This window comes from Arthrobacter sp. D1-29 (assembly GCF_054130585.1).
In genome coordinates this window covers 709,712-729,351 of record NZ_CP096383.1, presented here as the reverse complement: position 1 = coordinate 729,351, position 19,640 = coordinate 709,712, and the positions used below count along the sequence as shown (strand labels likewise).

Annotated in this window: 22 protein-coding genes; 8 read left to right on the top strand and 14 right to left on the bottom strand. The window is 65.0% G+C overall.

What is annotated here, in order from left to right:
- Positions 1-61: 61 nt before the first annotated feature.
- Positions 62-247, bottom strand: coding sequence for a hypothetical protein (locus tag M1E17_RS03500; RefSeq protein WP_457965502.1), 186 nt, complete (start codon positions 245-247; stop codon positions 62-64).
- 226 nt (positions 248-473) lie between these two features.
- Between M1E17_RS03500 and purS the strand changes: the two genes are divergently transcribed.
- From purS to M1E17_RS03480, 4 genes are all read left to right on the top strand, one after another.
- Positions 474-725: a phosphoribosylformylglycinamidine synthase subunit PurS gene (gene purS / locus M1E17_RS03495; protein ID WP_066287204.1), complete on the top strand. Its 252-nt coding sequence runs from the start codon at positions 474-476 to the stop codon at positions 723-725.
- Position 726: 1 nt separating this feature from the next.
- Positions 727-1,500: a phosphoribosylformylglycinamidine synthase subunit PurQ gene (gene purQ, locus M1E17_RS03490; protein ID WP_457965499.1), complete on the top strand. Its 774-nt coding sequence runs from the start codon at positions 727-729 to the stop codon at positions 1,498-1,500.
- Positions 1,497-3,815, top strand: a complete 2,319-nt coding sequence (gene purL / locus M1E17_RS03485) for a phosphoribosylformylglycinamidine synthase subunit PurL (protein ID WP_457965498.1) — start codon at positions 1,497-1,499, stop codon at positions 3,813-3,815. The genes purQ and purL overlap by 4 nt, the downstream gene beginning before the upstream one ends.
- Positions 3,816-3,928: 113 nt before the next feature.
- Complete coding sequence (locus tag M1E17_RS03480) at positions 3,929-4,756, top strand: GDSL-type esterase/lipase family protein (RefSeq protein WP_457965497.1); 828 nt, start codon at positions 3,929-3,931, stop codon at positions 4,754-4,756.
- 9 nt (positions 4,757-4,765) lie between these two features.
- Here M1E17_RS03480 and M1E17_RS03475 read toward each other — a convergent pair whose 3' ends face one another.
- Genes M1E17_RS03475 through M1E17_RS03460 form a run of 4 tightly spaced genes read right to left on the bottom strand, consistent with a single transcriptional unit; the run spans position 4,766 to position 6,715 of the window.
- Complete coding sequence (locus M1E17_RS03475; protein ID WP_457965496.1) at positions 4,766-5,059, bottom strand: DUF503 domain-containing protein; 294 nt, start codon at positions 5,057-5,059, stop codon at positions 4,766-4,768.
- A gap of 57 nt (positions 5,060-5,116) precedes the next feature.
- The gene (locus M1E17_RS03470; RefSeq protein ID WP_457965495.1) at positions 5,117-5,740 is read right to left on the bottom strand and encodes a hypothetical protein; all 624 of its coding nucleotides are present in this window, start codon (positions 5,738-5,740) and stop codon (positions 5,117-5,119) included.
- A gap of 14 nt (positions 5,741-5,754) precedes the next feature.
- On the bottom strand, positions 5,755-6,303 hold the full coding sequence (locus tag M1E17_RS03465) for a DUF1990 family protein (RefSeq protein WP_457965494.1): 549 nt from the start codon (positions 6,301-6,303) through the stop codon (positions 5,755-5,757).
- Entirely contained in the window at positions 6,296-6,715 is a 420-nt protein-coding gene (locus M1E17_RS03460) for an MmcQ/YjbR family DNA-binding protein (protein ID WP_457965493.1), read from the bottom strand. The genes M1E17_RS03465 and M1E17_RS03460 overlap by 8 nt, the downstream gene beginning before the upstream one ends.
- A 45-nt stretch (positions 6,716-6,760) precedes the next feature.
- Between M1E17_RS03460 and M1E17_RS03455 the strand changes: the two genes are divergently transcribed.
- Positions 6,761-7,789 (top strand): isopenicillin N synthase family dioxygenase, encoded by a 1,029-nt coding sequence (locus M1E17_RS03455; protein WP_457965491.1) that lies wholly within the window; start codon positions 6,761-6,763, stop codon positions 7,787-7,789.
- 24 nt (positions 7,790-7,813) lie between these two features.
- Here M1E17_RS03455 and M1E17_RS03450 read toward each other — a convergent pair whose 3' ends face one another.
- The 4 genes from M1E17_RS03450 to M1E17_RS03435 form a co-directional block, all read right to left on the bottom strand.
- Positions 7,814-8,239 carry a CoA-binding protein gene (locus M1E17_RS03450; protein WP_457965489.1) on the bottom strand — a complete coding sequence of 142 codons (426 nt, stop codon included), beginning with the start codon at positions 8,237-8,239 and terminating at the stop codon, positions 7,814-7,816.
- Between the two features lie 18 nt (positions 8,240-8,257).
- Positions 8,258-9,127 (bottom strand): hypothetical protein, encoded by an 870-nt coding sequence (locus M1E17_RS03445; protein ID WP_457965488.1) that lies wholly within the window; start codon positions 9,125-9,127, stop codon positions 8,258-8,260.
- On the bottom strand, positions 9,124-9,675 hold the full coding sequence (locus M1E17_RS03440; RefSeq protein ID WP_457965486.1) for an RNA polymerase sigma factor: 552 nt from the start codon (positions 9,673-9,675) through the stop codon (positions 9,124-9,126). The genes M1E17_RS03445 and M1E17_RS03440 overlap by 4 nt, the downstream gene beginning before the upstream one ends.
- A gap of 304 nt (positions 9,676-9,979) precedes the next feature.
- Complete coding sequence (locus M1E17_RS03435) at positions 9,980-10,414, bottom strand: nuclear transport factor 2 family protein (RefSeq protein WP_457965485.1); 435 nt, start codon at positions 10,412-10,414, stop codon at positions 9,980-9,982.
- An 84-nt stretch (positions 10,415-10,498) separates the two neighbouring features.
- Between M1E17_RS03435 and M1E17_RS03430 the strand changes: the two genes are divergently transcribed.
- Complete coding sequence (locus M1E17_RS03430) at positions 10,499-11,560, top strand: helix-turn-helix transcriptional regulator (protein WP_457965484.1); 1,062 nt, start codon at positions 10,499-10,501, stop codon at positions 11,558-11,560.
- Positions 11,561-11,597: 37 nt separating this feature from the next.
- On the opposite strand, the gene M1E17_RS03425 is transcribed toward M1E17_RS03430, so the two are convergent.
- From M1E17_RS03425 to M1E17_RS03410, 4 genes are all read right to left on the bottom strand, one after another.
- On the bottom strand, positions 11,598-13,175 hold the full coding sequence (locus M1E17_RS03425; RefSeq protein ID WP_457965482.1) for a GMC oxidoreductase: 1,578 nt from the start codon (positions 13,173-13,175) through the stop codon (positions 11,598-11,600).
- Positions 13,176-13,190: 15 nt separating this feature from the next.
- Entirely contained in the window at positions 13,191-14,606 is a 1,416-nt protein-coding gene (locus M1E17_RS03420; RefSeq protein ID WP_457965481.1) for an MFS transporter, read from the bottom strand.
- Positions 14,607-14,856: 250 nt separating this feature from the next.
- A complete protein-coding gene (locus M1E17_RS03415; protein WP_457965479.1) occupies positions 14,857-15,654 on the bottom strand; it encodes a hypothetical protein in 798 nt (265 codons plus the stop codon).
- Entirely contained in the window at positions 15,651-16,694 is a 1,044-nt protein-coding gene (locus tag M1E17_RS03410) for a Gfo/Idh/MocA family protein (protein WP_457965478.1), read from the bottom strand. Before M1E17_RS03410 ends, M1E17_RS03415 begins: the two co-directional genes overlap by 4 nt.
- 103 nt (positions 16,695-16,797) lie before the next feature.
- Between M1E17_RS03410 and M1E17_RS03405 the strand changes: the two genes are divergently transcribed.
- Positions 16,798-18,060: an ROK family protein gene (locus M1E17_RS03405; RefSeq protein WP_457965476.1), complete on the top strand. Its 1,263-nt coding sequence runs from the start codon at positions 16,798-16,800 to the stop codon at positions 18,058-18,060.
- A gap of 29 nt (positions 18,061-18,089) precedes the next feature.
- Here M1E17_RS03405 and M1E17_RS03400 read toward each other — a convergent pair whose 3' ends face one another.
- Positions 18,090-18,506: a C-glycoside deglycosidase beta subunit domain-containing protein gene (locus tag M1E17_RS03400; RefSeq protein WP_457965475.1), complete on the bottom strand. Its 417-nt coding sequence runs from the start codon at positions 18,504-18,506 to the stop codon at positions 18,090-18,092.
- 68 nt (positions 18,507-18,574) lie between these two features.
- On the opposite strand from M1E17_RS03400, the gene M1E17_RS03395 reads away from it, so the two are divergent.
- A complete protein-coding gene (locus tag M1E17_RS03395) occupies positions 18,575-19,588 on the top strand; it encodes a restriction endonuclease subunit R (RefSeq protein WP_457965473.1) in 1,014 nt (337 codons plus the stop codon).
- Positions 19,589-19,640 lie beyond the last annotated feature (52 nt).

The following is a 19,640-nucleotide window of genomic DNA, read 5'->3' as shown; positions in this document are numbered from 1 at the left end:
TCCCGTTCAGGGAACGCCCGTCATGAATACCTTGGTAGAGCCTGTTTGAGGGAGGTGCCGCCTACTCGCGCGGGGTGCGGACAACCTCACTGATCCATTGCCGGGTCTTTTCATCGACAGGACCCGTCACCCTGTGTTCCCTCGCGGCCCGGTCCGCCTTGATCTTCTGCAAAACCATCCTGCCCAGCCCCGCGAAAACAGCTGCGGCAATCACGGGCAACAGCACGGATTTCGATTTCTCAACCATTCAGCAATCCTAGTGACGGTCTGCGCGCAGGGCCAGAGCCGCCGTCGTTCCCATCGAATACAGAGTGCAGCCCCAATCCCGGTAGAATGGGCAGGCAAGCTCGCGGAGCGCCCGTCCCATGCTTTAACGACACTGTTTTACAACACGGTTTTAACGACACCGTACGGCGTGAGACGGCACCACTCCGCTGCGCCCTTACCCAAAGCTCACGCACAGGAGTTGCCGGATGCCCCGGATCGTTGTTGACGTCATGCCCAAGCCCGAGATTCTGGACCCGCAGGGGAAGGCCATCGTGGGTGCACTCCCCCGTCTTGGCTTCACCGGCTTTAGCTCTGTCCGCCAGGGCAAGCGCTTTGAACTGACCGTCGACGGCGAGGTGACCGACGCAATCCTGGCCCAGGCCCGTGAGGCAGCAGAGACCCTGCTGTCCAACCCCGTGATCGAAGACGTCGTCAACGTCGAGGTCGTCGAGGCCTGAGATGACTGAGCTTCCCCTGATCGGCGGGGAGGTCGCTGTTGCGGCCGACGCCCGCCTCGCCGGCGCCAAGATTGGCGTTGTGACCTTCCCCGGCACGCTTGATGACCGCGACGCCGCCCGCGCAGTCCGCCTTGCCGGCGCCACCGCCGTCGAGCTCTGGCACGCCGATACCTCCCTGGGCGACGTGGATGCAGTGGTGATTCCTGGCGGTTTCTCCTACGGCGACTACCTCCGCGCCGGAGCGATTGCGCGTTTTGCGCCGCTCATGTCCAAGATCATCGATGCCGCCAACTCGGACGCGAGGCTGCCGGTCCTGGGCATCTGCAACGGGTTCCAGATCCTGACCGAGTCGCACCTGCTTCCCGGCTCCATGATCAAGAACGACCACCTGAAATTCATGTGCCGGGACCAGGTCCTGCGCGTGGAGAACAACACCACGGACTGGACCAGGGACTACGCCGCGGGCCAGGAAATCACCGTGCCGCTGAAGAACCAGGACGGCCAGTACATCGCCGACGAGAAGACCCTGGATGCGCTGGAAGCTGAAGGCCGCGTGGTGTTCCGCTACGTGGGCTTCAACCCGAACGGCTCCCGCCGCGACATCGCCGGCATCTCCAACGCTGCGGGCAACGTGGTAGGCCTGATGCCGCACCCCGAGCACGCTGTTGAGGTGGGCTACGGCCCCGAATCCCTGGATGGCATCGGCGGTTCCGACACGGACGGCCTCGGATTCTTCACCTCCGTCCTGACCAAGATTGTGGGAGGCGCCAAGTGAGTACCTCAGCTGAAACCGTCAGCAAGAAGTTCAATATCGACACCGTCGAGAATGCAGCCAAGACACCGGACACCGAACTCCCGTGGGCCGAGCTGGGCCTGAAGCAGAACGAGTTCGACGAAGTGGTCAAGGTCCTGGGCCGCCGCCCCACCGGCGCCGAGCTCGCCATGTACTCGGTGATGTGGAGCGAGCACTGCTCCTACAAGTCCTCGAAGAACCACCTGCGTCAGTTTGGCGAGAAGGTGACCGACGAGATGAAGAAGGACATGCTGGTAGGCATCGGCGAAAACGCCGGTGTGACCAACCTGGGCGACGGCTGGGCCGTGACGTTCAAGATCGAGTCCCACAACTCGCCGTCGTTCGTGGAGCCCTACCAGGGCGCCGCAACCGGCATTGGCGGCATTGTCCGCGACATCATCTCCATGGGCGCACGCCCGGTGGCCGTGATGGATCCGCTGCGTTTCGGCGCCATCGACCACCCGGACACCGCCCGCGTGATGCACGGGGCTGTTGCCGGCATCGGCGGCTACGGAAACTCCCTGGGCCTGCCCAACATCGGCGGCGAGATGGTCTTCGATTCGGTGTACCAGGGCAACCCGCTGGTGAACGCCCTCGCAGTTGGCGTGATGCGGCACGAGGACATCCGGCTGGCCAACGCGTCCGGCAAGGGCAACAAGGTGGTCCTGTTCGGTGCCCGCACCGGCGGAGACGGAATTGGCGGCGCCTCGGTGCTGGCCTCCGAGTCCTTCGACGACACCAAGCCGTCCAAGCGCCCCGCCGTGCAGGTGGGCGACCCCTTCGCCGAGAAGGTCCTGATTGAGTGCTGCCTGGAGCTGTTCAAGGGCTCGCTGGTTGAAGGCATCCAGGATCTGGGCGCCGCGGGCATTTCCTGCGCCACGTCAGAGCTCGCCTCCAACGGCGACGGCGGCATGGAAGTTGAACTGACCTCCGTCCTGCTGCGGGACCCCACGCTGACTCCGGGCGAGATCCTGATGTCCGAGTCGCAGGAACGCATGATGGCTGTAGTGACTCCGGAGAACATCGAAGCCTTCGAAGCCGTGATGGACAAGTGGGCCGTGGAGTACTCCTGGCTGGGTGAGGTGACCGACACCGGCCGCCTCATCATCACGTGGGAGGGCGAAGTGATCGTCGACGTCGATCCCCGCACCGTTGCGCACGACGGTCCGGTGTACGACCGCCCGTACGCACGGCCGGAGTGGCAGGACTCGCTTCAGGCTGACACGTTCACCGGGTCCGTCCAGGACGCAGGCCGCCCCGCCGCCCCTGCAGAGTTGGCTGCCGCCGTAACGGAGCTCATCGCTTCGCCGAACATGTGTGACAAGTCCTGGATCACCAACCAGTACGACCGTTATGTTGGCGGCAACACCTCCATGGCCATGCCAGATGACGCCGGTGTGGTCAGGGTGGATGAGGAAACCGGCCTTGGTGTGGCTTTGGCCACCGACGCCAACGGCCGTTACACCTTCCTCGATCCGTACCACGGTGCACAGCTGGCGCTGGCCGAGGCCTACCGCAACGTGGCCACTTCAGGCGCTGTCCCGATGGCTGTCAGCGACTGCCTGAACTTCGGTTCCCCCGAGGATCCGGACGTCATGTGGCAGCTGGCCGAAGCCATCCGCGGCCTGTCCGACGCCTGCATGGTGCTGGGCATCCCCGTCACCGGTGGCAACGTCTCGCTGTACAACCAGACCGGCACCACGCCCATCCACCCCTCCCCCGTGGTGGCTGTGCTGGGCAAGTTCGACGACGTCGCCCGCCGCACGCCGTCGGGCTGGCGCGAGGACGGTCAGGCCATCTACCTGCTGGGCACCACTGCGGCTGAACTGGACGGATCTGAATGGTCCAACCTGCGCGGCCACCTGGGCGGGCTTCCGCCCAAGGTTGACCTCGCCGCGGAACGCGCGCTCGGTGAAATCCTGATCAACGCCTCCCGGGACGGCATGGTTGACTCCGCGCACGACCTCTCCGAAGGCGGCCTCGCGGCGGCACTCGTGGAGTCCTCGCTGCGTTACGGTGTAGGCGCCCGCATCGCACTGCAGGACGTCCTGGACCGCGACGGCGTGGACCTGTTTACGGCCCTGTTCTCCGAGAGCCAGGGCCGTGCCATCGTCGGCGTCCCGAGGTCCGAAGAGATCCGCTTCACGGACATGTGCACAGCCCGCGGCTTTGCCCACATCAGGATCGGCATCGTGGACGCCGCCAGCGGCCAGCTGGAGATCAACGGCGTGGAGACGCTGTCCCTCGATGCCCTCCGCGAAGCCCACGAGGCCACCTTGCCGAAGTACTTCGGCTAGTACCCTCCGCGTCGCACTCCTCAAGGATCCGCGGCGGTTTCGGACAAACGTACCCCTGAAGGGGGGAGCGGATTGGCGAAACCGCTGCGGATTTTTGGCTTTAACATCGTGCTATGGGCAAGGTGGCAAGGTTCCTGAGTTTCGTGGTGTTGCTGGTCCTTGTCCTGGTTTCGGCGGCACCGACGCCAACCAGCCGCTATCCCCGGAGCATGGCTGCCATCGGGGATTCCATTACCCGGGCCTTCAGCGCCTGTTGCGGGTTTGGCGACCACCCGGTCCATTCGTGGTCCAGCGGCGACAGCGGGAATGACGGCGTCGTCAGCCACTATGAACGGCTGCTCCGCCTGCAGCCGGCAATCTCCGGAAGAAATTACAACAACTCCAGGAGCGGGGCTAAGGTGGCGGGCATTCCGGCGCAAGCTGCCATGGCTGCCAGCCAAAGAGCCGCTTACGTCACTGTCCTGGTGGGCGCCAACGATCTCTGCACATCGTCCGCAAATACCATGACCACCGAGGCTGCCTTCAGGGCGGCAGTGGACGAGGCGCTGGCCATACTGGACCGGATGCGCCCCCGGCCGAAGGTCTTTGTGAGCAGCATCCCGGATTTGTACCAGTTATGGACTGTCCTGCACAGCGACCCGGCGGCGCAGGCGGCCTGGTCCGGTGGAAGCATCTGTCAGTCCATGCTCTCGGCTTCGAACAGCGAAGAGACGCGTCAGCTCGTGGTGCAGAGGCAGGCAGCCTTCAATGCCATCCTCTCCAGCTCCTGCGCAGCCTATCCCGGCATGTGCCGCAGCGATGGCGGAGCGGTGTACGGATACAAATTCACCGCCAGCGACGTGAGCGTCCTTGATTACTTCCATCCAAGCCTGGAGGGCCAGAACAAGCTGGCAGGCATCACCTGGGACGCGGTGTGGCAGGAAGGCGACCTGACTTCCTGACCGCCCCGGTCAGTCTTCGCTGTGCAGCTCCCGCTGCCTTGCACTCAGCAACTCAAACTCCGGGCGGGCAGCAACAAAGCGTTCGACGGCGGTGAGCACCTCCACGAGGTGCGCCCGGTCAGCTGCCACCAGTCCCGCGCCCACCTGGCTGCGCCGGTACTGCTCGTGGTCCCCCACCTCAGCCACCGAAACGTCGAAGCGGCGTTTGATCTCCGCGACGAGGGGCCTGATGAGGGAACGTTTCTCCTTCAGGCTTTGAACATCGCCTAAAAGGATGTCGAATTCGATCCAGCCGATCCACATGCCCCCATGCTACCCACGCCGTCTGGCGGTCAACGCACCGGGGCCGCGTTGTTCTCTTCAGCCTGCTGCCAAAGCCAGTTCGCACTCCTGGATTCCTTGCTGCGCGGTGCGCTGCTGCGCCGGCGTGCCCACGCGTTCGGCCCACTGTTCGGCCAGTTGGAATTCCACCAGCGCTTCCGTGAACCTTCCTGAACCATGCAACTCCCGGCCCAGATCATGATGCAGTCCCACCATCCAGCGCCGGGTCAGCTGATCACGCGCGGTGGAAGCGTACTCCAGCGCACTGCGCAGCCAGAGTTCCGCGTGGGCGGAGTCGGCGAGGGCCAGCAGGCGAAGAGCGTCCACGGCCAGGAACTCCTCACCTAGGTGATCTACCATTTCAGCCGCCTGCTCGAACAAGGGCACCGCCATGGCAGCATGGCCACTCGAATTCAGGACCCGGCCCCGCTCCAGCAGGATCCGGACTCCAACGGTGGGTTCGTCGCCGTCGATGGAGTCGAGCAGGGCATCGGCCTCCTCGAAACGGCCCTGCAGCCCGATGGCCCGGCCTACCTGTGTGGCCAGTTCGGCCTTTTCGTCGTCGTCATAATCCGGGTCAGCCATGGCCGTCCGGAGCCGTTGTTCGGAAAGTTCCGGATCATTGACGTCCCACAAACGGTCCAGGGCCTCTTGGTCCAGCATGTAACTTCTCCTGATCAGATCTCATCGGCGGCGAGTTGGCGCGCCCCTTCAATGTAGCGGGAAGTGATGTGGCTTTGCGCCGCACGGGCCAGCACCCCGCCCACCTGGTACATCCAGTTGGCGGGCCGGCTGAATGCCGTGATCTTCAAAAACACGCTTTCCTGCGCGTCGATCTCCACCTCGAAGGCCTCCTCACCTCTCACCGGATGACCGGGAAGGGTGCCATAGCCGAAGCCGGCCGACTGCGGGCCTTCACCGGTCCCCGCCCGGCGAACCCACACCACTTCGCACGGGGCATTCAGGCGGAAGGGCCCGACGCCGAATCCGCTCACTATCCGTGCACCGGGAACGACCTGATCGGACTCCGTCCGGACGCGCAGCCCCGACCGCTTCTGCAGCTCCCAGGTGAGGATTCCCTTGGCCACCCTGAGGTAGATTGCGGTGCCTTTCCCGATGTACGTCCGTGACACCACACAGGCGTACCCCTCCGGTGTCCGCCCGTGCTCGGTGGAGCCAATGCCCGGGTAATCGAGTTCGCCCGCCGCCAGACGCTTTTCAGTCAAGCGACGCACCCTGCGATCCGGACAGCCGGGCCCAGCCGAGCTGCTCCTGCTGTTTGCGGCTCAAGGTGGCCACCACCAAATCGTAGGAATCCTCCACCATGTCACGGATCATGTCATCCGGCAGGGCACCATCGAGGCGGACACCGTTCCAGTGGGTCTTGTTCATATGCCAGGCGCCGGTGATTTCGGGATGGGCCGCACGAAGCTGCTCTGCCAGGGCAGGCTCGCATTTCAGGCTCACGGACCAGTCGTCCGGGTTCATGGCCGAGGCGGCGAACATCTTGGCCTCATGCCTGGATCCGCCGGCCACGTGGGCCCTGACCTTGAACACGGAGGTCTCAGGCCCAAACGGAAAATCCTCAAAGGCCCCGGGAAACGACAGGCAGATTTTCCTGAGCTGGGCTACATCCATGCAGCGAGCCTACAAAGCCTTCCACGGCAGTGCTAGTCTGCGAGCATGTCACATGACCAGGCGACCATACCTGTTCTGGACCTGAGCACCGCACGCCAACCCTACGGTCCCTTCAGTCCGGAATTCATTGACCAGCTGCGGGACGCCACCCATCGGGTGGGCTTCTTCCAGCTCACGGGCTACGGCGCCTCGCCCGGGCAGGCGGAGGACCTGTTGGAACTGATAAAGCGGTTCTTCGATCTGCCCCTCGAGGAGCGCATGAAGCTGGACAATCGGCTTTCCCCGCATTTCCGCGGCTATACACGGATGGGCACTGAAGTCACCCAGGGCAGGGCTGACGCACGCGAGCAGATTGATTACTCCCCGGACCGCGAACCGGTTCTGGATTACCCTCCGGATCAGCCGTACTGGCTGCTTCAGGGCCACAACATGTGGCCGGATGAGTCGTTGCCGGAGCTTGAACCCGCAGCCATGGCCTGGGCCGAACTGATGTCCCGGGTGGGCGCTGAACTCCTCCGCGCCATCGCCGTTTCCCTCCAGCTGCCGGAGGACTATTTCGATGAACCGTTCAGGGATACCCCGGCCTGGATGGGCAAGCTGGTTCATTACGTGGGCGGTGTGGTGGAAGCGGCCGGCGACCAGGGGGTGGGTTCGCACGCCGACTACGGTTTTGTGACCCTCCTGCTGCAGGACGGGGTGGGCGGCCTGGAGGTGCTGCCGCCCGGAGCCAGTGATTGGGCTGCGGTGGAACCCATTCCGGGGGCGCTGGTGGTCAACCTCGGTGAGATGCTGGAGGTGGCCACGGAAGGCTACCTGGCTGCCACCATCCACCGCGTCCAGGCACCGCCGCCGGGGGTGGACCGTTACTCGGTGCCGTTCTTCTGGTCACCCAGGCTGGATGCCGTGATTGAACCCGTGCCGCTGCCGGCGGAGCTCAAGGCGCAGGCCCGCGGCATCTCCGATGACCCCGCCAACCCGATGCTTGCTTCATTTGGGCTCAACATGCTCAAGGGCAGAATGCGCGCACACCCCGACGTTACCGAGCGCCACTACCCCGAACTCATGAAGCGCTGACCCCATAGCGCTGGCCAGCGCGGATTAGAGTTTGTACTTCCAGGCCTGCTGCGCGGGGCAGACGTCCATCACCACGTCCAGTCCGGCGGCCTTGGCACGCTCCACGGCGGCCTCGTCAATGACGCCCAGTTGCAGCCACACCGCTTTGGCGCCCACGGCGATGGCTTGGTCAACCACCGCTCCTACCCTCTGCGAGTTAACAAAGCAGTCCACGACGTCGATGGGCTGCTTCTCCGGGGGAATGTCTGCCAGGCTGCGGTAGCCCGTTTCGCCGTGTACCGGGTCCCCCGGCAGGTTGACGGGGATGATCTCGATACCAAGCCGGTCCCTGATGAACAGGGACGTGTCATAGGCCGCCCGCCACTCGTTGGTGGTCAGGCCCACGATCGCCCACCGCCCCTTGGTGCGCATCAGGCGTTCGATGACTGCAGGATCGTTGGTGTGTCCCATGGACCAAGCCTAGCCGGGCTAACGCCGGAACTTTTTCAGCCAGGCAGCCCCGGGGCTCGGTTTCCCGGATCCGGCGCTCGGTTTCCCGGCGCTGGCTTTCCCGGCGCTGGCTTTCCCGTTGAGGGATTTCTCCGTCGCCGGGGCGGCCGGATTCACAGCTTCCTGGGCGTCGGAACCTTTGGCATCGTGCCCTTTGGTGGAATCTTCGCCTTTTGCCGCAGCGTCGCTGCTGGCCGCAGCACCGCCGTCGGCAGCACCGTTAGCGGCAGCACCGCCGTCGGCAGCACCGCCGTCGGGAGCGTTCCCGTTGGCGGCAGCACCGCCCGCTTCAGAACCGCCGTCGCCTGTTGCCTTGCGTGCCGGAGTGTGCGCCCGTTCGTCCGCCGGTGAGCCCGTTTCAGGCGCCGCGCGTCCCGGCGCGGGCGCTGCAGGCTTTCCGCGTTGTTCTGCCCGGATGGGCAGTGGCTGCTCGAAGGTTCCTGAAGCGTCTGCCGGAGCCGGCATCAGTCCACCGTTTCCGCCAGGTGCGCCTGCCGCGATGGTCCAGGAGGGCGTCCAGCCCTCCAGCAGGTGCTGGACGGACATGCTGGCCTGCTGGCTTCCACCCGGCACACCGGCGGCCACACCAGTGACGCCCAGTCCCATACCTGCAATAACCGCCAGGCCCACAACTCCGGACCGGCGCCGTCGCAGCCTGCGGCGGTGGGCAAGCTGATCATTCCGTCCGGCCAGCAAGGCTGAAAGTTCGGCATTGGGTGCAGGCGCCGGTACCGTTCCCAGGGACCCCAGGGCGAGTAGTGCGGCGCGAAGCTCGTCAGCGTGCACCTGCCCGGCGTCGAGCAACATCTCATCCACGGTCCTGATGACACGGCTTGTGCTGGGTGTCATGGCGCCACGTACTCCTTTACTGCCGACTGCTCGCGGAGATTGCTCAAAGCACGCCGCTGGAGTTGCTTGACTGCTCCGGCGCTCTTGCCCATGACCACGGCCGCCTGGTCGACGGTGAGGCCTCCGATGAGGCGGAGGGTGAGCACTTCGCGCTGCTCGTCCGGCAGCGCCTGAAGGAGGTCCAGGACCTCCCGGGAGGAGACCCGCTGCAGGGCCTGCGCCTCAGCGGAAGATTCCTCGCGCTGGTCCAAATCCGCCTCGAAGGGAAGCTTTAGCGGGGTGCGGCTTTGCCTGCGGTGATCGTCCACCATTCGCGCGTGGGCTACTGAAAAGATGAAAGTGCGCAAGCCGGAAATGCCGCCGCTAACCGTCGCCAGCCGGGGAAGGACGGCGAGGAAGACTTCCTGCATAACCGCCTCCGGATCTTCGACTCCGCGGGCTGCGAGGTAGCCCTGGACCTGTGACGCATATGTCCGGTACACAAGGCTGAAGAACTCAGGATCACGGGCATTGTCCCGCAAAACATCATCAGTCAGCACATCGTTCACGGACGCAGGGCCTTCGCTGGGGGGACTTTGCTTGCTCAGTCTAGGGCCACCGACGCTGACGCGGAATGCCCTTGCCCAGCTAACTTTACCCCGCAGTAACTTGGCTGCCTTCTCAGGTGCAGCCAGTACCGCCCCAATATCCCTGCCTCGATGGATGCTGAGACAGTAAGAGCCGGGCTGGAACATGATGGGGGACAAGTTCCAGCCCGGCGCTACATAAAGGTAATCGCCGGCGGCATCCAAAGGGTTACGCCCCGGCAGAAAAAACTTTTAAGAATTTTCAGGCGTCCTCAACCGCCGATTTTCAGCCGGTCAGGCCGAGCTGAGCGGCAAAGGCTGCGGTGTCGTAATACTCGCGGCATGCCGTAATCAGCCCTGAATCGGACAACTCCAACACCGAGACGAGAGGTGCCTCGAAGGACTTGCCGGTCGGCGGGACCTCTCCATCGGCCATCGTCAACGGCCCCGTAAAACTGCCCTTGGTCGCGCCTTCCAGGACCACAACGTTGCCTTGCTCGATCACTGACCGCACCATAAGTTCCATGTCGGGGAACGCCGTGAAGAACGTGATCGCCATCGCCCGCAGCGCGTCCCGACCCTGAACCGGGTTCGGAAAGTCCGGCGTTTTGTAAGTTGCGTCGTCGGTAAACATCGCCGCCCAGCGGGTCGGGTCACCGCTCCCCACAGCGGCCACGAACGCCCGTGCAATCCGGTCCCCATGACCAATAGTTTCACCCATACCAGCCATACTGCGAGCCTTGACGGGGGGCGTCCATACCACGAGTCTGTTATTGACGGTTCGGAGGAACGCGAGGCGGCAGCGATGAACTTACGAGCAGCGGATCGAGTACGGCGGGACCTGGACGAACTGGTCGACGCCGGTCTCCACGTCGAAGGGTTCTGCGCCGCAGCCGGCCCGCTTGTTGCCCGGGCGGTGCCCTCGGAGGCCGGTGCAGCCGCAATACCGACATGGTACGCCCTCGACCCCCGATCGCTGCTGATCAGCGGTGTGTACGGTCCCGACTGCGAACTGGACACCGCAGCGCAAATGCGTTGGGAGTACCTCGATGACGACGTCAACAAGTCGGTCGACGTCGCGCAGAACCCCACCGGAGTCCAGACCCTTGCCGAGGTCACGGACGGGAACCCCTGGCTCAGTCCGATCTACCGCGACTATATGCACGGCCACGACCTCGCCCAAGAGATGCTGGTGGCGTTGCGTGGCGCCGACGGGCATGTCTGGGCCACCGTACGCCTCAACCGGTCGCGTGCGATGGCAGCCTTCGACGAGTCAGACCGGCAGTTCATGCGGTCGGTTGCTCCATGCCTGGCCGAAGGCATCCGGCGCGGACTGCTCACGGATGCCACTTCCGGGGCACGGACCCCCGTCTCGCCAGGGCTGGTGGTCCTCGATCGTGTGGGCCGCCCGGTCGCCGTGAGCGCCTCGGTAAGGGAGTGGCTGGCACTGTTCCCCGGCGGTCCCCGGCCCGACGCCGATCTTCCGCTGCCCATCCACGCGGTTGCGTTCGCCGCGTTGGCTGGGGGAAGTCCGCCAGCCATGCTGCGTATTCGGTTGATCAACGGACAATGGGCCGCGTTGCACGGGATCGTGACTGAGCTGGGGACCGGCGCCGTGAGCGTCATTATTGCTCCGGCCAGCCGTGAGCACCTGCTGCCATTGACCGCAGCGATCTATGGGCTGACTCCCCGCGAGCAGCAGGTAGCCGGACTCATCCTGAGGGGCCATGGCACTCACCGGATAGCCCACAGGCTCGGGATTTCGCCCTACACGGCCCAGGAACACCTGCGCCACATCTTCGCTAAGGTCTGCGTCGCCAGCCGCGGCGAGCTCGTGGCGGCCCTCTTCGTCGAACGAAACGGGTAACGGGGCACTTCAGCGCGGTGGCCCGGCCAAGGGCTCCTCAGGCGTTCCCCGAACCAAGCTCTTCAGCAACCTTTCGGGCGCCGCGCACCGCGATCGCCACGCTCATCAAGGTGGGATTCATCGCCGTCGCCGTCGGAATCAGGGCATTTCCGCCCACCACCAGGTTTTCGTAGCCCCATACGCGCGACCACGGATCAGCCACCGACGTTCCATCGTTGGTCTCGCCCATCCGCATGGTGCCCTGATAGTGCAGGCTTGAGCCGTTCGGCATGAGCCGGGGTTCGGCGACGAAGGCGCCAAGGGCCTTTCCGGCACGGCGCAGCCGCTCGGTTGCCTGGGCAATCTCCACGTTCTCCCGTTCGGTGAGCGCGTAGTCGATGGTCATGTTCGGGAATCCCCGGTAGTCGGGCTCGTTGTCGTTGAAGGTGACCGCATCCTCGTAGCGGGGGTGCTTGCGCATGCCGTAGCCCATGTTGACGTAGCCCCAGCGGTTTTGTGAGTGGGGCGTTCCCGGCTCCATCGGGAAGGGCGTTGTCTCGGAATACATCACCTGGACAGAGAAGGGGTGCTCCGGCTCAGAGAACGGGATGCGGTTCACCGCCGCCACCGGATCCGCCGGATTGAGCGCGCGCCGGGCCAGTTCGGCCTTGAGGTCCTCCTCGGTGGCGTAGCGCCCCATCTTCTCTTCGTCCAGCGCCACCGTTGAAATGACCACCGGGTGCTCAGTCAGGTAGTGGCCGAGGGCCTTGGGCCGCACCCCCGATGCCCAGAGGAGCTGCGGCGACCGGAAGGCATCGGCGGCAACCACCACCAGGTCAGCCGCAACAAATGCTTCCTGGCCTGTGCGGAGGTCCTGGACCGAGACCCCGGTAACGCGGTGTCCGTCCAGTTCCACCCGGCGCACCAGGGTGAGGTCGCGGAGTTCGAACCGCTTGGAGAGCGGGTTCTCCTTGTCGATGAGCGGGCCCAGGACGACGTCGGCACCCGCCCAGCGCACGGACCCGTCAGGCTGCGGATCCCCGGCAACCGGAAGGGTGCCTACCCCGTAGCCTTCCGGCAGTTCCGCCCCGAACTCCTCATCAAGGAGAGACCGGATGGCTTCTCCGACTTTGGAATCGGCGAAGGCGGCGCTGTGGACGTGCAGCAGCTGCTTGGCCTCCTCAATCAGCCCGTCCCACTCGTCGTCCCCGATGAACGGGATCTTCTCACTAAAGGCGGGCGACGGCGTCGCGCAAGTCCAGTGAGCACCCTGGCCGCCGACGTTGGTGGCCGCAGCCGCTGCCGGGAACGACGCGGCATGCGCGGAACCGGTGCCGCCGAAGTCCAGCAGATGGGTGCCTTGGCGTGCGGTGAACATGCCTTCGGTGACGGTTCCGGCAGGGATGCCCAGCGATTCCCTGTACGCGCCGGCCTGCGGCCCCTGGGACATTTCCCGGGCACGGGCCTTTTCGGCCGGGTCGGGGATGTTCCGAACGCTTTCACCGGGAACTTCGGTGAGCTGCGGGCCGGCTTCGAACATCACCACACGGACGTTCGGGACCCGCTGCACGAGCAGCCGGGCGTAGGTTGAGCCGATGGGCCCGCTGCCGACGACGGCGATGGTGGGGCTGGACATAATGTCTCCTTTGGATCAGGCCGAAAGCGATTCGGAAGTTGAGGGGGCAGCGGGAACGGGTTCGTCGGAAAGGCGGCCCTGCGGAAGCAGGACAGCCGCGACAATTCCCACCGCATAGGTGGCCGCCAGGGCGATGAAGATGGGGATGAAGACCGAGCTGTAGATCTGCGCCACGCTTTCCTGGACTGCCGGCGCAGCACCGTGGACCAGCTGCGGTGTCAGGGTTGAAGCGTCAAGGCCCGCCGGCAGGAGGGCGGCCACGCCGAAGCCGATGACTCCGCCGATGATTGCCGTCGCCACTGTTGAGCCCACCTGGCGCACCAGGTTGACGGTGGCCGTGATGGTCCCGGTCTGGTTGGCCGGAACGGCACCCTGCACCACTGCGACAATCAGGCTCATGAACGCACCGGTGCCGATGCCCACCACGCCCATCACCACCATGGGCACCCACAGCGGAAGCCCGGCCGGCAGCAGGGCCATCGCGAACAGCCCGGCGGCTCCCAGCGAAGTCCCCAGGATCGGGAAGATCCGGTACCGGCCCGTCCGGCTGGCCAGCCATCCGGTGAGCAGGTTGCTGATCAGCATGCCAAACACGGTGGCGATCGGAACGAGACCGGACACGGTGGCCGTGGTCTGGTAGGCCATCTGGAAGTATGTGGGGAGGTACGCAGTGATAGAGAAGAGCCCGACGCCGATAATCGCCGAGAGCGCTGTGCCCGCCCCAATGGTCCGGTTGGCAAAGAAGTGGAGCGGCACCATGGGCTCGGGCGCGCGGCGCTCGATAAAAAAGAACGCCGCAAACCCCAGGATACTGACCGCGAGCGCAGCAGCCGTGGCAGGGCCAGCGCTGCGTTCCGCAGCCCAGGTGACCGCGAGGACGAGGGCCACCAGCGAGGCAGTGAACACCGCCGCCCCGGCAACGTCGAAGTGGCGGGGCGCAGGCCCTGGCTCCAGGTGCGGCACAGCAATCAGCGCGAGCACCAAGGCCGCTGCACCCACCGGGATATTGATCCAGAAGACCCACTGCCAGCCCCAGTAATCAGTGATGGCGCCGCCGAGAACCGGGCCCACCAGGATGGCAATGGGGAAAGCCGCGCCGATGATGGCCATGTAGCGCGGACGTTCACGCTGGGTGGTGACGCGGGCAATGATGGTCTGGGACATCAGCTGCAGGCCGGCGGAGCTCATCCCCTGCAGGACGCGGGCGGCAATGAGCCACGCCATGTCCGTCGCGAAACCGCACGCCAGGGACGCGGCAAGGAACACCACCAGCGAACCAATAAAGATCCGCCGGGCGCCCAGGACATCACCCAGCTTCCCAAGCACCGGCAGCAGCACTGTGCTCGCGAGCGTGTACCCCACCACAACCCAGCTCATGAGTTTCAGCGCGCCCAGCTCACCGGCGATGGTGGCCAGTGAAGTGGATACCACCGTGTGGTCCAACGCCCCGAGAAAGGAGACCGTGAGCAGGGAGATTACAAGGAGACGGAGTCTCAAAGGCGAAAGTGGCATAGTGATCTACCCGAACGATCGGGCCGTCGACGCGACGTATTGTGCCTCCGTCGCACCATCACGACGGAGAACGGGTTCGGCAGGAACCCCGGCGCCAGTACTCATCATACCTCACTTTAGTCTGAAAGCAACAAAAGAAAGCCGGAATTCGACGACTACCCATCGCTGATCATGAGTCGAGCAACGCCCAGGTGAGGGCCATATCCTCAAGCAGCTCGCCCAGGTCTGGCACCTGAATACCCTCTGACCGGGCCTGAATGGCCCGCCGGAGCGCCAGTCGGGCTGACGACTCATACCGTTCAGGCGTCCTCAAAGCGCCTTCTTCCGTTGAGGTCTCCAGTCGCGTCAGGCCGGCGGCCTGGTCAACGGTCAGTTCCGTTCTCACTTCGCCGAGGACCAGCATTTTGAGCAGGCCTCCGGCATCAAAGCCACCGGCCGCCGTCACCACCAGGGTGGCAGGGATTGGTCCACTCCCCAGGGAGTCAAAATCAAGGAGCGCCATCCTTCCGTGCGAGGTGGCGATGCCCGTCTTGAGGCTGAGGGGCCCCCGGGCAATCGACCGCGCCCAGCCAAATCCGTCCCGAATAACCGCATCAAGGCCTGCAGCGGGGGCAGCGCACTCGACCGTGATGATGCGGGCCGAGCTGCCCCGTCTTGCCGCCACCGCATCGGCAACGACGTCAGGCCGCAGGCGGGGGCGCTCGACGATCACCGGGATGTCGTCCGGCCACCAGTGGGACACTACGGCATCCCGGGGAAGCACCGCCGGGTCGGCCAGCACCACCGCTGCGGCTCCCCCCGCGCGAGCTGCCAGCATCGCCTGCCACCAATCGCCCGATCCCGGCACTACCGCCACCGCGCCGCTGACCTCATCCGTCAATCCGGCGCTGAGGGGAAGCTCGGCAATAGCGGCCAGGTAGGCAGGCAACGCGGCCAGGACGCCACGGCCTCCTCCCACCGGGCTCATTGAGCCACCTCTTCGAGGAGCTTCGCGGCGGCAGCGTCGGCGAGATCGATGGCAAAATGCGAGTCGGCGAGCAGTTCGTCGTACTCCACTGGCGCCGAGTCTTCAAGCAGCGCGGCGAGCAGGCGCCACTCGGCCACATAACCATCCTCGGGATCCCGCCGGTACTCGGTCCATTGACCATCAACGCTTCGCACACGGGTGGCAGCGCTTCCGGCATGCACGAAGGCAGGCGGGAAGCTGACCTCGATGCGGTCGTGGGACGTGGCGATGCTCATCTGCCAGAGGGCATCGGGCCCTTGCGGAAGCATGGTGAGTGCCAACTGGACCAGGACGTTGCCTGCCCGGTAGCCCACCACATAGCCGATCGGCGGAGCGATCCGCGCGTACACCACTTCGTCGATGCCCGGTGCTATGTCCCTCACTGCAGGAAGATCGTGGATTGCGAGGCCGTTCAGCAGCTGCCTCAGGACGTCGGCGGCAATGGCGGGATTGCCGAGGTCAGGGCGTCCCCGCCGGACAGCCTGGAAAGGGCCGCCCTCGGCCACCAGCCGGTGGTACCTGTCATTCGGCGGGAGCGCGAGTGTCACGGAGATCGCCTGCACCCGGCCCTCGAGGGCGACCAGGTGATGCTTTGCGCGGCCCCATGCTCCATCAAACAGGTGGTTGGTTCCCACGAGCAGGATGGTGCCGGCCTCGCGGCAGGCCGAGATCACGTTTTCCGCTTCCTCCCTGCTGGTGGCCAGCGGCTTCTCACAGAACACTGCGCGCTTGCCGGCGGCGACCGCCGCCAGGATCTGGCGTGCATGCTCAGCTGGCGGGCTGCAGACTGCCACCACCTCCACGTCGGGGTCGTGGAGCAGTTCCACCTCCCCTTCTGACCACCGGGCACCAAGCCTCGCCGCCAGGGCCTTGGCCCGCCCGCTTCCGGCGTCTGCCAGATGCACCACCGTAAACAGCTCCGTCATCCTGCCCAGCACTGGCAGGTGCAGTGCCGCCACTCCCGGCCCAGCGCCCAGTATTCCTACGTTCCAAGGCATCATTGCCCCCTTCTTATGTTTCTATTATTCATAAGTAAGGGAACTTCTGGCTATAGTCCGGAATAATGCCACCTTAGTAGGTCCTTGTGTGTGAGAATTGTTAACCATGACGACAGAGTCCACCCTCCGCTTTGCGGCCCAGACGGATGAAGTGACGAGCCTCCTCAGGATCGTCAACCTCGTGCGAACAGGCGAGGCAACCACCCGCCCCGAAATCGGCAAGGTTACCGGCCTGGGCAGGGGCGTTGTCAGCCAGCGCGTGGACCAGGCCATTCAGATCGGGTTCCTGGGGGACGGTGAGTTCGGCGCGTCGTCCGGCGGACGTGCACCGCGGACCCTCCGTTTTCGCGCCGAGCAGGGGCGTATCATCATCTGTGCCCTCGGGGCCGCCCACGTGCACGTCGGCTTCACCGCGCTCGACGGCGACATCCTGGACCATGCGCACCGCCCCTGGGATATCGCCCAGGGCCCGGAAAAGACCCTCGACATGGTGACGGCCCTCGTCGACGACATGCTCAAGAAGCACCCCGACGTCCCGGTTTGGGGCGTCGTCGTTGGCCTTCCCGGACCTGTCGACTTCGCTTCGGGACAGCCAGTGGCGCCTCCGATCATGCCGGGGTGGAACGGGTTCGATGTCCGCACACCGTTTGAGGAGCGCTTCAACGCGCCGGTCTGGGTGGATAACGACGTCAACCTGCTTGCCCTCGGTGAGCGCGCCCGCCGTCGCGAGTCCCTTGCGGACCTCATCTACTGCAAGATCGGTTCGGGAATTGGAGCCGGCCTGCTGTCCCAGGGCAGGATCCACCGTGGTGCCAACGGCGCGGCCGGCGACATCGGCCACGTCCGTGTATCGGACTCCGACGCCCAGTGCCGCTGCGGCAAGATCGGCTGCCTGGAAGCGGTAGCAGGCGGTTGGGCTCTCGTCAGGGACGCCGAGGAAGCCATCAAGGACGGCGCCAGCAGTTCGTTGACCGCCCGGGCTAGGAAGGGAACGCTGAGCCTGGAGGACATCACCCTCGCCGCGCAGGCCGGCGATCCGCTGGCCATCACGCTGGTCCAGAAATCGGCACGCGTGGCGGGCGAGACCATCTCCGCACTGGTGAACATGTTCAATCCCGGGGTGATCGTTATCGGTGGAGCCATGGGTTCAGCCGGTGAGGTTTTCCTTGCCGAAGTTCGCCAACGCGTTTACGAACTGTCGCTGCCACTCGCCACCCGCGACCTCACCATCACGCTGTCCGTCAACGACACTCGCGAACCACTGCGTGGTGGAGCTGAACTGGCCCGCGAACAGCTGTTTGATATCACCTTCCCCCGCTGGTTTGCGGACGGCAGGCCGTCACCGGAACGGGTCGCCGTCACCGCATAGGTTCCGCTGCGAACCGGGCTTGCCCCTGCTCAGGCCACATCCCGGGAGACACTGGGCACCGGCGCGTGGTCAAGTACCAACCCAGCCTCCAGCCGGAACGGCAGGACCAACGGGGTACCTGGACGCGCCTGGAGGTAGGGCACCAGCAGTTGGAAGCCGACGGCGACGGCATGAACGCCGTCCTGAAGTTTCCGGCGGCAGGACACCACAAGCCTGTCCTGGACAAACCACCAGCCAGACACTCCCTGGAGCGAATCCGCCGGCACATCCCGGGCATCCAGCACCACTGCCAACTCGCTTGCCTCCAGCGGGACGCCGTCGATCTCCACCATGAGTTCAAGGACGCTGGACAGGGGCATGGACCGTATCCACGGCAGGCCAATTCGAAGTTCGAAGCCTTTCGGCGTGGCTGTCAGCGCATCTTCGCGCAAAGCAGTTTGCAACATGGTTCTCATCCTTTATCCTGAAAGTGACATAAGTTTGTCATTAACAGGCATAAATGGGAAGGTACCCAATGGCCCCCGCAATCCCCGACGGCTGGACCTTGTGCGCCAGCTCCTTCAACTGGACCCCCGAGATCGCCGCCGCCCGCCGAACCGCACACGAGATCGTGGCTGGCATCGCGGATTCGGTAGTGCAGACAATTGAGCTCGAACCCGGACTGCTCTGGCGGTCCTTCCCGGCCCCACAGGACGCCGAGGTGGACGAACTGAAGCACTCCCTGGCCGCAAAGGGCGGAAGTGTCAGTATCGTCGGTGCCAGCCTCGACGATTTCACCTCACCAACCGACCGCCGCACGCTGCAGCAGCGCCTGGACTTCCTGGTGCCCCAAATCCAGGCAGCGCACCGGGTGGGAGCCAGCGGGGTTCGGCTGCCCATCGGCCAGGCCGGCACCGAACTGCTCACGCTGGTGCAGCCGCTGCTGCACGAGCTCGACCTCGTGCTGTATGAAGAGATCCAAGGGCAGCAGGCCCCCGGGAATCCTGCCGTCGAACCGGCCCTGGAGGCGATAGCCGGGCTTGCAGATGACCATGTGCGGGTACTCGTGGACATCAGCATGCTGATGCCTGCCCTCCCGGTGACCTATCTAAATGAACTGCGGCGGGGAGGCCTGTCCGCTGAACTTCTCCGCCGCCTGGAGAAGGACTGGCGGGACCCCGCCACCCTGGACGCCGTCACGGCTTTGCTCCAGTCCGGGCAGGTTCCGCCGAATATCCATACGCTCTTTATGAACCTGCTCATCCGCTTTGGCCGGAGCGATGCCGCAGACCTGCAAGGCATCCTCCCGCTGGTCGGCGCCTTCCATCTGAAGTTCTGGGACCTGGACGACGACGGCGGCCGGGTTTCGCAGCCGCTGCGGGACGTCGGCGGCCTTCTGGGCAGGAACGGTTTCACCGGGACGCTCACCAGCGAGTGGGGCGGCCACGAATGGCTGCAGGACGACCCCACGGAGATGACGCGGAGGCACCTGGCCCTGGCGGAGGAGGCCTTTACGCAGGCAGCGCCAGTCACGCGGGCTGCCGTCTGACCAAACAGAAGGCTCAGACAGCAGAATGGCCGGCCCCGGGTTTCGGGACCGG

What these genes read in the sequence shown, in the direction of transcription:
- M1E17_RS03500 (WP_457965502.1), bottom strand. Translation starts at nt 247, where the DNA reads ATGGTTGAGAAATCGAAATCCGTGCTGTTGCCCGTGATTGCCGCAGCT.
- purS (WP_066287204.1), top strand. Translation starts at nt 474, where the DNA reads ATGCCCCGGATCGTTGTTGACGTCATGCCCAAGCCCGAGATTCTGGAC.
- purQ (WP_457965499.1), top strand. Translation starts at nt 727, where the DNA reads ATGACTGAGCTTCCCCTGATCGGCGGGGAGGTCGCTGTTGCGGCCGAC.
- M1E17_RS03480 (WP_457965497.1), top strand. Translation starts at nt 3,929, where the DNA reads ATGGGCAAGGTGGCAAGGTTCCTGAGTTTCGTGGTGTTGCTGGTCCTT.
- M1E17_RS03475 (WP_457965496.1), bottom strand. Translation starts at nt 5,059, where the DNA reads ATGTGGATCGGCTGGATCGAATTCGACATCCTTTTAGGCGATGTTCAA.
- M1E17_RS03470 (WP_457965495.1), bottom strand. Translation starts at nt 5,740, where the DNA reads ATGCTGGACCAAGAGGCCCTGGACCGTTTGTGGGACGTCAATGATCCG.
- M1E17_RS03460 (WP_457965493.1), bottom strand. Translation starts at nt 6,715, where the DNA reads ATGGATGTAGCCCAGCTCAGGAAAATCTGCCTGTCGTTTCCCGGGGCC.
- M1E17_RS03455 (WP_457965491.1), top strand. Translation starts at nt 6,761, where the DNA reads ATGTCACATGACCAGGCGACCATACCTGTTCTGGACCTGAGCACCGCA.
- M1E17_RS03450 (WP_457965489.1), bottom strand. Translation starts at nt 8,239, where the DNA reads ATGGGACACACCAACGATCCTGCAGTCATCGAACGCCTGATGCGCACC.
- M1E17_RS03445 (WP_457965488.1), bottom strand. Translation starts at nt 9,127, where the DNA reads ATGACACCCAGCACAAGCCGTGTCATCAGGACCGTGGATGAGATGTTG.
- M1E17_RS03435 (WP_457965485.1), bottom strand. Translation starts at nt 10,414, where the DNA reads ATGGGTGAAACTATTGGTCATGGGGACCGGATTGCACGGGCGTTCGTG.
- M1E17_RS03430 (WP_457965484.1), top strand. Translation starts at nt 10,499, where the DNA reads ATGAACTTACGAGCAGCGGATCGAGTACGGCGGGACCTGGACGAACTG.
- M1E17_RS03425 (WP_457965482.1), bottom strand. Translation starts at nt 13,175, where the DNA reads ATGTCCAGCCCCACCATCGCCGTCGTCGGCAGCGGGCCCATCGGCTCA.
- M1E17_RS03415 (WP_457965479.1), bottom strand. Translation starts at nt 15,654, where the DNA reads ATGAGCCCGGTGGGAGGAGGCCGTGGCGTCCTGGCCGCGTTGCCTGCC.
- M1E17_RS03410 (WP_457965478.1), bottom strand. Translation starts at nt 16,694, where the DNA reads ATGATGCCTTGGAACGTAGGAATACTGGGCGCTGGGCCGGGAGTGGCG.
- M1E17_RS03405 (WP_457965476.1), top strand. Translation starts at nt 16,798, where the DNA reads ATGACGACAGAGTCCACCCTCCGCTTTGCGGCCCAGACGGATGAAGTG.
- M1E17_RS03400 (WP_457965475.1), bottom strand. Translation starts at nt 18,506, where the DNA reads ATGTTGCAAACTGCTTTGCGCGAAGATGCGCTGACAGCCACGCCGAAA.
- M1E17_RS03395 (WP_457965473.1), top strand. Translation starts at nt 18,575, where the DNA reads ATGGCCCCCGCAATCCCCGACGGCTGGACCTTGTGCGCCAGCTCCTTC.